This window comes from Kosakonia radicincitans DSM 16656 (assembly GCF_000280495.2).
Classification (GTDB): Bacteria; Pseudomonadota; Gammaproteobacteria; order Enterobacterales; family Enterobacteriaceae; genus Kosakonia; species Kosakonia radicincitans.
Map to the genome: position 1 here is coordinate 2917558 of NZ_CP018016.1, position 15427 is coordinate 2932984.

At 56.3% G+C, this 15427-nt stretch carries 14 protein-coding genes; 11 read left to right on the top strand and 3 right to left on the bottom strand.

The genetic code is table 11. The annotated features are described in order from the left end of the window. The first annotated feature begins 2 nt into the window (after nucleotides 1-2). Genes Y71_RS13975 through nifM form a run of 3 tightly spaced genes read left to right on the top strand, consistent with a single transcriptional unit; the run spans nucleotide 3 to nucleotide 1491 of the window. A complete protein-coding gene (locus Y71_RS13975) occupies nucleotides 3-260 on the top strand; it encodes a nitrogenase-stabilizing/protective protein NifW (protein ID WP_007374963.1) in 258 nt (85 codons plus the stop codon). Then, nucleotides 257-700, top strand: a complete 444-nt coding sequence (locus Y71_RS13980) for a nitrogen fixation protein NifZ (RefSeq protein WP_007374962.1) — start codon at nucleotides 257-259, stop codon at nucleotides 698-700. The genes Y71_RS13975 and Y71_RS13980 overlap by 4 nt, the downstream gene beginning before the upstream one ends. Then, entirely contained in the window at nucleotides 697-1491 is a 795-nt protein-coding gene (nifM, locus tag Y71_RS13985) for a nitrogen fixation protein NifM (protein WP_007374961.1), read from the top strand. The genes Y71_RS13980 and nifM overlap by 4 nt, the downstream gene beginning before the upstream one ends. Before the next feature lie 142 nt (nucleotides 1492-1633). Here the strand turns inward: nifM and Y71_RS13990 are convergent, their stop codons facing one another. Beyond that, nucleotides 1634-2164 carry a flavodoxin gene (locus Y71_RS13990; RefSeq protein ID WP_007374960.1) on the bottom strand — a complete coding sequence of 177 codons (531 nt, stop codon included), beginning with the start codon at nucleotides 2162-2164 and terminating at the stop codon, nucleotides 1634-1636. Between the two features lie 356 nt (nucleotides 2165-2520). Here Y71_RS13990 and nifL point away from each other — a divergent pair, with 356 nt between their 5' ends. The 6 genes from nifL (at nucleotide 2521) to Y71_RS14020 (ending at nucleotide 10922) form a co-directional block, all read left to right on the top strand. Continuing rightward, on the top strand, nucleotides 2521-4008 hold the full coding sequence (gene nifL / locus Y71_RS13995; RefSeq protein WP_007374959.1) for a nitrogen fixation negative regulator NifL: 1488 nt from the start codon (nucleotides 2521-2523) through the stop codon (nucleotides 4006-4008). Further along, nucleotides 4005-5579 (top strand): nif-specific transcriptional activator NifA, encoded by a 1575-nt coding sequence (nifA, locus tag Y71_RS14000; RefSeq protein WP_007374958.1) that lies wholly within the window; start codon nucleotides 4005-4007, stop codon nucleotides 5577-5579. Before nifL ends, nifA begins: the two co-directional genes overlap by 4 nt. 166 nt (nucleotides 5580-5745) lie before the next feature. Next, nucleotides 5746-7152, top strand: coding sequence for a nitrogenase cofactor biosynthesis protein NifB (nifB, locus tag Y71_RS14005; protein ID WP_007374957.1), 1407 nt, complete (start codon nucleotides 5746-5748; stop codon nucleotides 7150-7152). Continuing rightward, a complete protein-coding gene (locus Y71_RS14010) occupies nucleotides 7149-7661 on the top strand; it encodes a nitrogen fixation protein NifQ (RefSeq protein ID WP_172825171.1) in 513 nt (170 codons plus the stop codon). Before nifB ends, Y71_RS14010 begins: the two co-directional genes overlap by 4 nt. A 197-nt stretch (nucleotides 7662-7858) precedes the next feature. Beyond that, entirely contained in the window at nucleotides 7859-9097 is a 1239-nt protein-coding gene (locus tag Y71_RS14015) for an EAL and HDOD domain-containing protein (RefSeq protein ID WP_007374955.1), read from the top strand. Nucleotides 9098-9356: 259 nt separating this feature from the next. After that, on the top strand, nucleotides 9357-10922 hold the full coding sequence (locus Y71_RS14020) for a methyl-accepting chemotaxis protein (RefSeq protein ID WP_007374954.1): 1566 nt from the start codon (nucleotides 9357-9359) through the stop codon (nucleotides 10920-10922). Nucleotides 10923-10952: 30 nt separating this feature from the next. Here the strand turns inward: Y71_RS14020 and Y71_RS14025 are convergent, their stop codons facing one another. After that, nucleotides 10953-12371 (bottom strand): aldehyde dehydrogenase family protein, encoded by a 1419-nt coding sequence (locus Y71_RS14025; RefSeq protein ID WP_007374953.1) that lies wholly within the window; start codon nucleotides 12369-12371, stop codon nucleotides 10953-10955. A 100-nt stretch (nucleotides 12372-12471) separates the two neighbouring features. Between Y71_RS14025 and Y71_RS14030 the strand changes: the two genes are divergently transcribed. Beyond that, nucleotides 12472-13359, top strand: a complete 888-nt coding sequence (locus Y71_RS14030; RefSeq protein ID WP_007374952.1) for a LysR family transcriptional regulator — start codon at nucleotides 12472-12474, stop codon at nucleotides 13357-13359. On the opposite strand, the gene Y71_RS14035 is transcribed toward Y71_RS14030, so the two are convergent. Further along, a complete protein-coding gene (locus Y71_RS14035) occupies nucleotides 13360-13839 on the bottom strand; it encodes a carboxymuconolactone decarboxylase family protein (RefSeq protein ID WP_007374951.1) in 480 nt (159 codons plus the stop codon). It lies immediately after the preceding gene. A 91-nt stretch (nucleotides 13840-13930) separates the two neighbouring features. Between Y71_RS14035 and pdxR the strand changes: the two genes are divergently transcribed. Continuing rightward, nucleotides 13931-15331, top strand: a complete 1401-nt coding sequence (pdxR, locus tag Y71_RS14040) for a MocR-like pyridoxine biosynthesis transcription factor PdxR (protein ID WP_007374950.1) — start codon at nucleotides 13931-13933, stop codon at nucleotides 15329-15331. Nucleotides 15332-15427 lie beyond the last annotated feature (96 nt).

Here is a 15427-nt window from a genome sequence, read left to right on the forward strand (position 1 = left end):
CGATGGAGTGGTTTTATCAAATCCCCGGCGTGGATGAGCTCGATACCGCCGAGTCTTTTTTTGAATTCTTCAGCGTGCCGTATGATCCGCTGGTGCTGCGCCACTGCTGTCTGCCGGTGCTGCGGGAGTTTCACCAGCGGCTGCGGCAAAACGTACCGCTGCGCAATATGCTTGAAGAGGCGCCCCGCGCCCCGTGGCTGCTGGCGCGCCGGTTGCTGACGGAGAGCTATCAGCACTACCTTCCGGAGCGTACCCCATGAGACAAAAATTCGATTTTGGCGAAGAGGTGCGCGTTACTCGCGCCATTCGCAATGACGGCACCATGCGCGGCTTTGCGCGCGGCGACCTGCTGGTTCGTCGCGGCAGTACCGGTTTTGTCCGTGAATGGGGCACATTTTTGATGGATCAGATTATCTATCAGGTACATTTTCTCGATGATGATTTGGTGGTTGGCTGCCGCGAGCAGGAGCTACTGCCGCTTTCTGTGCCGTGGCACGCCGGGCAGTTTCAGTATGGCGATCGGGTTGCCTGCCGCCACGCGCTGTCGGTAAATGGCGAAGTGGTGGTCGCCGCCGGAGAGCATGGCCGTATTGAAGGAACAGACCAGGGCGAAGGCGGAGAGAGTTACACCGTCACGTTTTCCGGACGCTGGTTCCAGGTGCCCGCCAGCGCCATGATCCTGCTGGAGGCTGACGCATGACGCCGTGGCAACGCTTCGCCCGACGGCGGCTGGCGATAACGCGCTGGCAGTGCGAACCGGAACACATTCCTGCCGATCAACAAAGCGCGTTTGACGATGCCTTCACCCGCCAGTGTCAACTGGAACAGGCGGTGGTGGAAGTTGCCGCCAGTGCCCCCCTGCCGGATAGCGTGCTGCAGAGTGTCGCAACCTCGCTGGCAAGCTGGCTGGATGGCGGGCATTTTTCTGCTGACGAACGGCAGACGGTGGTCCGGCATCATGCCCGCATGGAGTGGCAGTTCGCCGAGATTGCCGGGCGCGCCCCGCTGCCGGACGATTTACAGGTGCTGGCCTGGTATCAGCAACATCAGGCGCAGTTTATGCGCCCGCCGCAGCGGCTGACATCTCACCTGTTGCTGACGGTCGATAACGACGATGCCGCAGTGCAGCGCCAGATCCGCCGTTTTCATCAGGACATTAGCGTCTCGCGCCAGCACTTTGCCCGGCTGGCACAGCGCCACTCCCACTGCCCCAGCGCGCTGGAAGGCGGACGTCTTGGCTGGATAAGCCAGGGGTTGCTCTATCCCGAACTCGACGCTGCGCTGTTTGCGCTGGCGGAAAATGGCCTCAGCGCGCCTATCGAAACCCGCCTCGGCTGGCATCTGTTATGGTGCGAAGCGATCCGTGACGCCGCGCCAATGCCGCAGGCGGAAGCGCTGGAAAAAGCACGAAGCTATTTGGTTCGTCAAAACCAACAGCAGTACCAGCGCCAGTGGCTGGCAGCGTTAACCCGCAGCGTGATGGCGGATTAATTTCACCTTTAGTACAGCAATGCCGGATGGCGGCTGTGCCTTATTCCGGCCAACGATTGTGCCAACAGGGTTCCAGGCCTGATAAACGTAAGTGCCATCAGGCATTTGGCCGGGTAAACACAGTGTTACCCGGCCATATCACTTACAAAAACACCGGCTTAAGCGTTTCCAGCCAGGCATCCAGGCGCTCGTCGGTCAGGTCATACTGATTGTCCTGATCGATCACTAAGCCGACAAATTTATCCGCTTCCAGCGCCGACGAGGCATTGAATTCATAGCCTTCATTCGGCCAGTGGCCGACAATCTGCGCACCGCTGTTTTTCAGCGCGTCATACAGCGGGCGCAGGCCGCTGACAAAGTTATCCGGGTAGCCCACCTGATCGCCAAGACCAAACAGCGCCACGGTTTTACCGCTCAGGCTGTTGCTATCAAGCTGGGCGACAAACTCTCCCCATGACGCCTCCTCACAGCCCGCATCCAGCCCTGGCAGTTGCCCGTCGCCGAGCGTCGGCGTCCCCAGCAGCAGTACCGGATAAGAGAGAAACGTGTCGAGATCGGTACGGTTGATATTCACCGGCGCATCGGCCGCCGCACCCAGTTTTTGGTGGATCATTTTGGCAATCTTGCGGGTTTTGCCCGTATCGGTACCGAAAAAAATTCCAATGTTAGCCATAGCGTGCTCCTGTGAGAAAAAGTATGAATCCGCCCTGAACAGGCGGCTATCACCGGAGATATTGCGAAGGCTGTGCCAGTTTTTTGCCGTGCAATAACTGCACCGTATTGGTCAGTTATGCACCAGGGCGGCGCTTCTTTATCCGCCCGATTATACGGCGCCGCGCACAGCCAGAGGGCAAAAGGCTAAAAATCGGCGGCAAACAGGGATCTGGATCAATCTTACGGCGAGTAATACGGGCCAAAGGCGCACCCTTTGCATGGTTAATGAGCGTCCGTTTATGTTCGGACGAAAGTCGACAGGTGGCACAAATTGTCATAACTGCGACATTCCCATGTTGACCACAGGAGTTTGTGATGACCCTGAATATGATGATGGACGCCGCCGCGCCCGCCGAGATCGCCGGGGCGCTCTCACAACAGCATCCCGGGTTGTTTTTCACCATGGTTGAACAGGCGCCCGTCGCGATTTCACTGACCGATGCCGATGCCCACATTCTCTACGCCAACCCCGCGTTTTGCCGCCAGTCGGGGTATGAACTGGAAGAGTTGTTGCAGCAAAACCCGCGCCTGCTTGCCAGTAAGCAGACGCCGCGTGAAATCTACCAGGATATGTGGCACACCCTGCTGCAACATCGTCCGTGGCGCGGGCAGCTGATCAATCGTCGCCGCGACGGTAGCCTGTTTCTGGTGGAGATCGACATTACCCCACTGTTTAATGCGTTCGGCAAACTCGAACATTACCTGGCCATGCAGCGCGACATCAGCACCAGCTACGCGCTGGAACAACGGCTGCGCAATCATATGACGCTGACCGAAGCCGTCTTGAATAACATTCCGGCGGCGGTTGTGGTGGTGGATGAACGCGATCAGGTGGTGATGGATAACCTCGCCTACAAAACCTTTTGCGCCGATTGCGGCGGTAAAGAATTGCTCACCGAACTCAATTTTTCCGCCCATAAGGCGGAGCTGGCGCAGGGCCTGGTGCTGCCGGTAGCGCTGCGCGGCACCGTGCGCTGGTTGTCCGTTACCTGCTGGGCGCTGCCGGGCGTCAGTGAAGAAGCAGGCCGCTACTTTATTGATAGCGCCGTGCCGCGCACGCTGGTGGTGATCACCGACAATACCCAGCAGCAGCAACAACAGGAACAGGGGCGTCTTGATCGTCTGAAGCAGCAGATAACCAGCGGTAAATTGCTGGCGGCGATCCGCGAATCGCTGGACGCCGCGCTGGTGCAACTCAATTGTCCAATTAATATGCTGGCCGCCGCACGTCGCTTAAATGGCGACGATCACAGCAATCTGGCGCTGGATGCCGCCTGGCGTGAAGGTGAAGAAGCGATGGCGCGGCTGCAACGCTGCCGTCCGTCGCTGGAGCTGGAAAGCCCGGGAGTCTGGCCGCTCCAGCCGTTCCTTGACGATCTGCGCGCCCTGTATCACACCCGATATAACCAGGGCGAAAACCTGCAAATTGAGCTGGAATCCCCCGATCTGGTGGGCTTTGGCCAGCGAACACAACTGCTTGCCTGCCTGAGCCTGTGGCTCGACAGAACCCTGGATATTGCCGCTGAGCTACGTGATTTCACGGTACAGACTCAGCTTTACGCCCGCGAAGAGAGCGGCTGGCTGTCGTTCTATTTAAACGACAATGTGCCGCTGATTCAGGTGCGCTATACCCATTCCCCCGATGCGCTCAATGCGCCCGGTAAAGGCATGGAGCTGCGGCTGATCCAGACGCTGGTCGCCCACCATCGCGGCGCAATAGAACTGACCTCCCGCCCTCAGGGAGGCACCTGCCTGACCCTGCGTTTCCCGTTATTTCACTCACTGACCGGAGGCTCACTATGACTCAGCGAACCGAGTCGGGTACAACCGTCTGGCGCTTTGACCTCTCCCAGCAGTTCACCGCCATGCAGCGTATCAGCGTGGTGTTAAGCCGGGCGACGGAGGTCGGGCAGACGCTACAGGAAGTGCTGTGCGTGCTGCACAACGATGCCTTTATGCAGCACGGGATGATCTGTCTGTACGACAGCCAGCAAGCGATCCTTACCATTGAAGCCTTGCAGGAGGCCGATCAGCAGTTAATTCCCGGCAGTTCGCAGATTCGCTACCGTCCAGGCGAAGGGCTGGTGGGCACGGTGCTGTCACAGGGACAATCGCTGGTGCTGCCCTGTGTTTCCGACGATCAGCGTTTTCTCGATCGCCTGGGATTGTATGATTACAGCCTGCCGTTTATCGCCGTGCCACTGATGGGACCAAACTCGCAGCCTATCGGCGTGCTGGCCGCCCAGCCGATGGCCCGCTACGAGGAGCGGCTACCCGCCTGCACGCGTTTTCTGGAAACCGTCGCCAATCTGGTGGCGCAAACCGTTCGCCTGATGACGCCGCCCAGCGTCGCGCCCTCACCTCGTGCTGCTGCCGCGCAGATTGCCAGCCAGCGCGGATGCGCGTCGTCGCGAGCGTTTGGCTTTGAAAACATGGTCGGTAAAAGCGCGGCCATGCGTCAGACGCTGGAAATTATTCGCCAGGTATCACGCTGGGACACCACGGTGCTGGTGCGTGGCGAAAGCGGAACCGGTAAGGAGCTGATAGCCAATGCTATCCACCACAATTCACCGCGCGCCGCCGCGCCGTTTGTCAAATTCAACTGCGCAGCGCTGCCCGATACGCTGCTGGAGAGTGAACTCTTCGGCCATGAAAAAGGTGCGTTTACCGGTGCGGTGCGCCAGCGTAAAGGCCGCTTCGAACTGGCAGATGGCGGTACGCTGTTTCTTGATGAGATCGGCGAAAGTAGCGCCTCGTTTCAGGCGAAATTGCTGCGTATCTTGCAGGAAGGCGAAATGGAACGCGTCGGCGGAGACGAAACGCTGCTGGTGAATGTACGGATCATTGCCGCCACTAACCGTAATCTGGAAGAGGAAGTGCGGCTGGGGAATTTTCGCGAAGATCTCTACTATCGCCTCAATGTGATGCCCATCTCCCTGCCCCCGCTCCGCGAGCGCCAGGAGGATATTGCCGAGCTGGCGCATTTTCTGGTGCGCAAAATCGCGCAAAACCAGAACCGCACGCTGCGCATCAGCGATGGAGCGATCCGTTTGTTGATGAGCTATAGCTGGCCTGGAAACGTGCGTGAACTGGAAAACTGCCTTGAGCGCTCGGCAGTCATGTCGGAAAGCGGGCTAATCGATCGCGACGTGATTTTGTTTCACCACCGGGAAAATCTGCCAAAACCGCCGCAGCCCAGCGCACCGCGCGAAGAGAGCTGGCTCGATCAGAACCTCGATGAGCGACAAAGATTGATTGCCGCGCTGGAGAAAGCCGGTTGGGTACAGGCAAAAGCCGCGCGCCTGCTGGGAATGACCCCACGCCAGGTGGCCTATCGTATTCAGACGATGGATATTACCATGCCGAGAATGTAGCGCAGGTTTTTGTGACATTCGGCACATTGTCAGCCAAACGCCACAAACTCGACAAACAAACGACGACACGGTGAATTTAAAACATTAATTTTCAGTAAGTTACATTAACAACAAGCGGTACAGGTTTTGCAGCAGGAGGTTATGACCACACAACCAAGGTACGCCCATGACTTCCTGCTTATCCGCCGCTGGTGGTTCACGCTGTCACTCCGGGCAGCGCGAACCTTTATCTGATGTCGTTGCCGGTAAGGTGGCGTCGCACCCCTGCTACTCGCAAAACGGTCATCACCGCTATGCCCGTATGCATCTGCCGGTCGCGCCTGCCTGTAACCTGCAATGTAACTACTGCAACCGCAAATTTGATTGCAGTAATGAATCGCGCCCCGGTGTCTCGTCATCCCTGCTGACGCCGGAACAGGCGGTAGCCAAAGTACGCCATGTAGCCGCCGCGATCCCGCAATTGTCCGTGGTTGGTATCGCCGGGCCTGGCGACCCGCTGGCCAACATTCAACGCACATTCACCACTCTGGAAATGGTGCGCGAACAGCTCCCCGACCTGAAACTTTGCCTCTCAACCAACGGGCTGATGCTACCGGATGCGGTAGAGAGACTGGTAAATGTTGGCGTTGACCATGTCACGGTGACGATCAATACGCTGGATGCCGATATCGCGGCGCAAATCTACGCCTGGCTGTGGCTCGACGGTGAACGCTACAGCGGACGTGAAGCCGGTGAGATCCTGATTGCCCGCCAGCTTGAAGGCGTGCGTCGCCTGACGGCGAAAGGCGTACTGGTGAAGATCAACTCGGTATTGATCCCTGGCATCAACGATGGCGTCCTCAGCGATGTCAGCCGCGAACTGCGCGCCAGCGGAGCCTTTATTCATAATATTATGCCGCTGATTGCCCGCCCGGAGCACGGTACGGTGTTCGGCCTGAACGGGCAGCCGGAGCCGGATGCGCAGATGATAGCCCAGGTGCGCGAGCGTTGCGGCGAGCTGATGCCGCAGATGACGCACTGCCAGCAGTGCCGCGCTGATGCGATTGGCATGCTCGGTGAAGATCGCAGCCAGCAGTTTGCCCTGACGCCGGTTGAAGAGTCTCCGCAGCCATGGTTGCCAACGCTTTACCGCCGGGCGCAGTTGCATGCCAGCATTGCCACGCGCGGTGAATCGGAAGAGCCGGATGCCTGCCTGGTGGCGGTCGCCTCCACGCGTGGCGATGCGATTGATTGCCACTTTGGTCATGCCGATCGCTTTCGCATTTACAGCCTGTCGGCGGCGGGCGCGGTGCTGGTCAATGAGCGCTTTACGCCGAAATTTTGTCAGGGAAGCGACAACTGCGAACCGCAGGACAGCGACGCGCGGATGGCCGCAGTTCTCGATCTGCTGGCCGATGTGAAAGCGGTGTTTTGCGCCCGTATCGGCTACGCTCCGTGGCAAAAACTGGAAGCGCGCGGCATTCAACCCTGCGTCGATCACGCCTGGCAACCGGTTAACGAGGCGCTGACCGGCTGGTGGCAGCAGTGGCGGAAAAATGCGCAGTCCGATCCTGCGTCACGGGGGGTGGCATGATGCCTGTTCACGATTGGCTGCGGCGTTTGCTGTGGCTCTATGCACACGGAGAAGGCTGTTATCCGCTGATGATGGGCTTGCGGGCGACCGAATGGGATGCCCTGCAGGCGCAGTTCGATCCTCCCACGCAGCCGATGCCTGCCGATTGTTTGCTGCGGCAAAAGCTGATGAGCGAGCTGAATGCCACCCGCAGCGACGAACAGCAACAACTGGCGCAGTGGCTGGCGGGCTATATGGCGCCAGGCGCGGCGCCGATGCACAACATTATCGCCAGTGTTTCGCTGGCGTTTAACCACCTGTGGCAGGATCTGGGGCTAAGCTCGCGTCAGGAATTGCGCGAATTAATGAGTGACTGTTTTCCTCTGCTGGTAGAAATGAACAGCGAAAATATGCGCTGGAAAAAGTTTTTTTATCGTCAGCGCTGCCTGCATTCTGCTGGCGAGCTTATTTGTCGTTCCCCAAGTTGCGACGCCTGCTGCGAACGCGCATTCTGTTTTGCCCCTTCCTGAAAATATTTCACGCGGCCCGCTAACCTTAAGTGAAACGGGCCACTGCTGCCGTGCATTTCTTATTTGTTGCCCTATATTTTTTAACATTGAAGGTGAAATATCCCGCAACAATCACAGGGATCATGTAGCCGTGATGTTACTGTTACTTATATAGTGCATAACGAAGATAAGAAGTACGCAGGCGCGCGAGGTGGCAAATGTACTCTTTTGTAGCCAGACAGGCGATTTTTGATAACCAATTGAATACTGTTGGTTACGAACTGCTCTTCAGGGACAGTATGGATAACCGATTCCCGGATGTTTCCGCCGAGCAGGCCACTACCCAGTTGATTGAAGAGCAATTTCTTAGCGCTCCGCTGGGGCGTAAAAACGACAACAGCACCGTATATGTCAATTTCCCCTATCAGTTACTGGTTCAGGGGCTGGCGGAAACCCTGCCAAAGAACCGCGTGGTGATTGAAATACTCGAAGATGCCGACCCGGATCGCTCATTGCTGGAAGTGGTAAAACGTATGCACACCCTGGGCTTTCGCATCGCGCTGGATGACTTCATTCCCGGTAACGAATGGGATGCCTTTATTCCGTATATCGACGTGATTAAATTTGATATAAGGAGAAGCCCGCGCGAGGAAATCGGTCACTATATTCGCACTAACCGCGAATCGTTGCGTCATGCCGTATTACTGGCAGAGAAAGTTGAAACCTATGATGAGTTTGAATCCTATAAAAAATTGGGCTTTCATCTTTTTCAGGGTTATTTTTTCAGCAAGCCGGTGGTCACCAAACGGAATAAACTGGTACAGAACCAGGCATTTGCCCTGAAATTAATGCAGGAAGTGAACGTTGAATCGCCAAATCTTAATAAAATTGAAGAGCTGTTAAAACGCGATGTCACGTTGTCGTTTAAAATTATGCGCTATGCGCAAAATATCCTTTATAACACCCGTGGCGTGAGCGGTTTTCGTAGCCAGTCGCTGCGCGATATTGTTGTTTATCTTGGCATTAATGAAATGCGCCGCTTTGTATTGATGGCCTGTCTGACCTCCTTCGACAACGTGACCAATACGGAGATTTATTATCTGAGTCTGATTCGCGCTAAATTCTGCGAACTGGTTGCAGAACGGACTTCCGCCGCCAGTCTCAGCAATGATGCCTTTATGGTCGGTCTGTTTTCATTGCTGGATGTGATCCTCGGCCTGCCGCTCGAAGAGTTAATGGGGCAAATCGCCGTGTCACCGGAGGTTGCAACCGCGCTGGAAAATGAGAGCGGTAGGCTCTATCCGTTTGTGCAGCTCGCGCGTCTTTTCGAGCTGAGAAGATGGGAAGAAGCCAGCGATATCAGCCACGAAATCGGCCTGCCCAATTCCGCCGTCGCAGAGTTAATGAACCAGGCGACAAAATGGGCAGATGAACTGCCATTAAGCCTGTCGCATTAATTTTTACCCCCATTTTTCAGTGTGCGGAAAATAATCTCTTTCTGCACAATTAGCGCATGTAAAACATTATTTCAATCCTCACAAATACAAATCATTTACATTATTAACAGCCAAAATGGTTTTATCCTAAATTACGCGTTGCGATGTGGGCTTTTGCACAATTACCTCAGTAAATTGTGATATTGATCAGATAAATAAATCAATAAAATCTTAAAAGCTGCCGTTATTAATACTATCTCCCTTTACACAGCGTTGAATTATGAAAAAATTATCACAAGCCACCGTATTGACTAAATTGCTTATCGGTTTCTCCATCCTCATTGTCATGATGTTACTGTTGGGCATTGTGTCCATTTATCAGCTCAATATGAGCAAAGATCACATTGATCAGTTCCGCAAAAATCGCATGCCGGGCGTGCGCTATACCCTTGAAATGCGCGGCGTCTTAGCCGAAATGCGCTTACAGCAGGTGCAGTACATCGCTTCGACAACACCGGAATCGCTGGAGCAGCACCGCGGCGAATTACTGCAAAACCAGGAGACGTTCCTGCGCGCGCAGCAGGCGTACGCCAATATCTCCGCGCACGATCCACAAGAGATGCGCGCCCTCTTCGCCACGGTGGTCGATAACTTCAAAAAATTTATCGATGTGAACGCCAAAGTTATCGAAGAGATGAAAAACGGCAACGCCGCAGAAGCCGCCAAAATCAGCGGCGCGGTGTCATCGAAATACCGCACACAGTTAATGAAAGACCTGGCTACGCTGGTGGATATGGAAGTCGCGCTGGGCAATGATGCCGGTGAAGCCTCGCAGGCGGCCTATAAACAGGCGATCTATATGCTGAGCGGTTTGCTGCTGCTGGCGCTGATTGCAACCGGCGTGATTGCCCTGTTTATCTCGCGTAACCTGGCGCGCCAGCTTGGCGGCGAACCGGCTTATGCAGTGTCAATCATGAAAGAAATTGCCGCAGGAAATCTGGGTACGCAGGTCAAACTGCGCGACAACGATACCCAGAGCCTGCTGGCGACCATCAACTTTATGAATGCCCGACTGGCCGGGATCATTAACGGCATAATCGACGGCAGTGAATCCATTTCCCACGCCGCCAGCGAAATCTCCGAAGGCAACAACGATCTGTCGCAGCGTACCGAAGAACAAGCCGCTTCGCTGGTACAAACGTCGTCGAATATGCAGCAAATCACGGAGAACGTGAAGAGTAACGCGGAAAACGCCCGTAAAGCGAGCGACCTGGCGCGTCAGACCTCGCAGACCGCCGTCAAAGGCGGTAAAGAAGTGGATGACATGCTGAAACGCATGCATGAAATTTCGGCCAGTTCGCAGAAAATTGTCGACATTATTTCCGTGATTGAAGGGATCGCCTTCCAGACTAACATTCTGGCGCTGAACGCCGCCGTTGAAGCCGCCCGCGCCGGAGAACAGGGTAAAGGCTTTGCCGTGGTTGCCGGTGAAGTACGCAACCTGGCACAGAAAAGCGCCGAGTCCGCAAAAGAGATCAAGCAACTGATCGAAGGAACGGTGGAGAAAATCACCGACGGTTCGCGCTACGCCGACACAGCCAGCCGGGCGATGGAAGAGATTGTCACCTCGGTGAACAAGGTGACGGATATCGTTGCGGAGATTTCAGCCGCTTCAACCGAACAGCATCAGGGTATTAAAGAGATCAGCGTCGCCATCGACCAGATGGATCAGGTAACTCAGCAGAACGCCACGCTGGTGGAACAGGCAGCCGTTGCCGCGCAGTCGATGACCGAGCAGAGCGAAGGCCTGCGCGATTCAGTGCGTTATTTCCAGTTGGCACGCTAAAACCGCTTGCAGGCCCGCCCGCCGGGCCTGCTATTCGCTGATGATCGCTTTAGGTTCCATAAACGCCGACAGCCCCCACACTCCCATCTCCCGCCCGATTCCTGAGTGTTTAAAGCCGCCAAACGGCGCGCGCGGCTCATGCGCCAGCGTATTGACCTGCACACGGCCCGCATGGATTTGCGCTGCCACGCGCTGCGCCCGTTCGCGGTCTTCACCCAGTACCAGCGCGCTTAAACCGTATTCCGTATCATTAGCGATAGCCACGGCATCAGCCTCATCCTGGTAGCTCATCACCGTCAGCACCGGCCCGAAAATCTCTTCCCGCGCAATGCGCATTTCGTTTCGCACATCGGCAAACAGCGTTGGCCGGACAAACCACCCTTGCCCGCAGTTTTCCGGCCGCCCTTCACCACCCGCCAGCAACCGTGCGCCCTCCTGCAATCCAAGACGAATATAAGATTGCACGCGCTGCCACTGCTTTTCACTGACCATCGGCCCGACGGTGGTCGCCGGATCGCGCGGATCACCAACGTTCACCGCCGCCATTGCCTTCGCCAGCGCGGCTTCGCACTCGGCTTTGCGTGATTGCGGAACCAGAATCCGCGTTCCGGCGATACAGGCCTGGCCACTGTTCATCAACCCGGCCTGGATCGCCAGCGGCACGGCTGTCGCTAAGTTGGCGTCATCAAGAATAATCGTCGGCGATTTACCGCCCAACTCCAGCGTTACGCGCTTAAAACTCTCCGCAGCGTTGCGCAGAATCGCTTTTCCTGTCGCGGTAGAGCCAGTAAATGAGATTTTCGCCACATCCGGATGACGGCTAATCACCTCGCCGACCACGTCGCCCCGCCCGGTGACAATATTAAATACGCCCGGCGGCAGTGCGGCCTGATGCAACGCATCGATCACTACCTGCGTTTGCAACGCGCTCATCTCACTGGGTTTGATAACCGCCGTACAGCCCGCAGCCAGCGCGGCTGCCAGTTTGCCACAGATAAATCCGGCGTTGCTGTTCCACGGCGTGATAAGCCCGGCCACACCCAGCGGCGTCATCTCCACCTGCGCCAGGCCAATCTGCGAGCGAAACGTAAAGGCTTTTAACGCAGAAATCGCCTCATCAACCACCGCGACCGGGTAGCGGGCCATCCAGACGGCGCGGGTTTCCGGCGCGCCATATTCCATGATGATCGCCTGCAACAACGCCTGTTCGCTGGCAGCCAGCGCATCGCGCATCCGCGTCAGCGCCTCCACGCGTTCGGCCACGGTAGTCGCAGACCAGCCAGCAAACGCCGCTTTTGCCGCCGCTATCGCCCGCTGCGTATCCTCTTCATTGGCCAGACGCACCTGACCAATCACTTCGCCCGTCGCCGGGTTAAAAAGGTCGAATCGCTCGGTACCCTGCGGCGTGACCCATTCACCGTTAATCGAAATCTGTTCTACCTGGTGCATTTGAACCTCCTTCAGGACAGTTGGCTCAGTGTGGCACAGCTTTATCTCGCAGATAATCCACGCTATCCTGCATGGGTTGTTTCGAAATTCGGGATAATCTATGCATCGTTCAGGATTGATTGAGCTGGAAGTGGTGATGGCGGTGATGCGCCTCGGCAGTTTTCGCGCGGCGGCACAGGCGCTGAGTATGTCGCCAACGGCGGTAAGTAACGCTATTGCTGGTCTGGAAAGCCGCCTTAATGTGCGGCTGTTTCATCGCACCACCCGCAGTGTGGCGTTGACCGAAGCCGGAGAGCGCTTTGTGGCACGGGTTGGCCCGGCGCTGCGTGAAATTCAGCAGGCAACCGATGAGATCCACAGCCTTCCGGCGGAACCCTCCGGCACGCTACGCATTAATATACCGCAGGCCGTTGGTCAGCTGTTTCTCGATGATATTGTGGTGCGTTTTCTGGCCCGCTATCCGCTAATGCGCCTCGAAATCACCAGCGAAGCACGGATGATTGATATTGTGGCGGAGGGTTACGATGCCGGCATTCGCCTTGGCGAATCCATCCCGCAGGATATGATTGCCGTTCCGCTAACGCCAGATATCCGCATGCAGATAGTGGCTACGCCCGAGTGGTTCGCCACGCACGGTACGCCGCAGACGCCGGATGATCTTTATCAACATCAGGGCATTTGCATGCGCATGGCGAACGGCGGGATTTATCGTTGGGAGCTGTCACGCCACGGGCAGCACTACGCCCTCGCGATCCCGCCCAGGCTTGCCACTTCCGATTTTTTTACTTCGCTTACGGCCGTACGCGCCGGGCTGGGCGTCGGCTTTCTGCCGGGGTTTTACATTGAAGAGGATTTACGTACCGGACGGCTGGTGAGCGTGCTGGATGAATGGACACAGCCGTTTCAGGGGCTGTGTCTTTACTATCCCGGACATCGCCATATCCCGGAGGGATTGCGGGCGTTTATCGACTTTGTCCGGGCGGGTTGATCACTCCAGATGCGCACGATCCAGACCATAGGCCTTATCCAGCGCGCCCGGCAGCGTGCGTGACGCAATCATCAGGCGATTCCAGGCATTAATAATGGCAATGGCAAATGTCAGTTCAGACAACTCCACTTCGCTGAAATGCTCGCGCGCTTCGCGGTACAGCGCATCCGGTACGCCATCGACACCAGGCTGGGTTAACGCTTCGCTCAGCGCCAGCGCCGCTTTCTCTTTTGCGGTGAACAGCGGCGACTCGCGCCAGATAGCCACATGGTAAAGACGCAGTTCACGCTCACCGTGCAGTTTGGCCTGCTTCACATGCATATCCAGACAAAACGCGCAGCCGTTGAGCTGCGATGCCCGAATATCGACCAGATTTTTGAGAGTAATATCCAGGCTGCTGCTATGCGACGCCTGGCTGGCATCGGACAGGGTTTTGATCAACGCCGGAACGGTCTGGAAAAGATTGATGCGGGTGCTCATGTTTTTTGCCTCGTAGAGTTGTTCGACCGGGGTTATATTACTGCCTTATGCCGTAGTAAAAAGATGCAAAAACTGAAAATAAAGGTAGGACATGAAGCCGGGCTATAAGAACATTTATGAGCAGTATCGCCATAGCATTGTCAGCGGGTTATTGAAGCCTGGTGACAAAGTTCCCTCCGTGCGCGTGCTGGCCAGCGAGTTAGGCGTGGCGCGTAAAACCGTCGAAACTGCATGGGCGATTCTGGTCGGCGAAGGTTACCTTATCAGCCACGGCGCGCGCGGTACGCGGGTGAACCCGGATCTGATTCTGCCAGCACGGAAACCGGCTTCGAAACAACCCGTTGCCGAAGAAAAACCACCCGCCATGATGGACGTGTTGCGCGACCAGCAAGGCTTTTTGCGCCTCGGTATTCCGTCTCTGGATGCCTTTCCCTACAAGAAATGGCTACTGCTGTGCGGCAAAGCGGTGCGCTCCATGCAGCCACTGGAGATGACCAATCCCCCGCTGGCGGGCTATGCGCCGCTGCGTGAGGCCATCGCCCATTATGTGAATGTCTCGCGCGGGTTATCCTGCACCGCAGATCAGGTGTTTATTACCAGCGGTTACAGCAATAACCTGCGCTTGATCCTCAATACGCTGGCGACAGACCGCGACAAAGTGCTGTTTGAAGATCCCGGTTACTTTTTTGGTCAGCAGGCGCTGAAACGCGCCGCCGCAAACCTGCACTTTGTGCCGGTCGATGATCAAGGCATGAATGTCGATTATTTACTGCGTTATCACCCTGATGCCCGTCTGTTATTTGTGACACCGTCACATCAAAGCCCGCTTGCGGTCACGATGTCGCTGCCGCGCAAACACCAGTTGTTGAAGTGGGCCAGCCAGAATGAGAGTTGGATCGTCGAAGATGATTATGACGGTGAGTTTCACTACACCCGGAAAGTCCTTCCGGCGATGAAGAGTCTTGATAGTGATGATCGGGTCATCTATATGGGGACATTCAGCAAGACGGTGATGCCCGCCCTGCGCATCAGTTACCTTGTGTTACCCCGCGCCGCGCTCGCCCGTTTCCATGAAACCGCTGCGCTGACCGAAAGTGGCCAGCCGGTACTGACACAAAAAATTCTCGCCGCCTTTCTTGGCGAAGGCCACTTTTATCAGCATCTGAAAAAAATGCGCACGCTCTACTCGCTGCGCAGAAAGAACGTGCTGGCCGCGCTGGAGAACATTTATCCGCACTTGTTCAGCGTGGAAGTCAGCGATGGCGGCATGCATATTATCGCGTTTTTACGCACCAGCACGCAGGATGTGGCGCTGGCGGAGATCTGGCAGCGCCACGAATTGCAGGTCAGCGCGCTGTCGCGCTGGTATAACCAGACCAGCAAGCGCTACGGCCTGATTATTGGCTATACCAATGTGCGTTCGTATGCGGAAGCAGAAGCGTTATTACAGCGCCCGGCTATAGAAACACGGGCGCTGCTTGGCGGGCAGTAGAAGTTCAGGGCAAGCTACTAACGAAGGAGAGATCCCACGCCGTAGCGAGAAGAGATAAGCTGACAACCAACATTACGGCCAGCGATATCGTTCTGT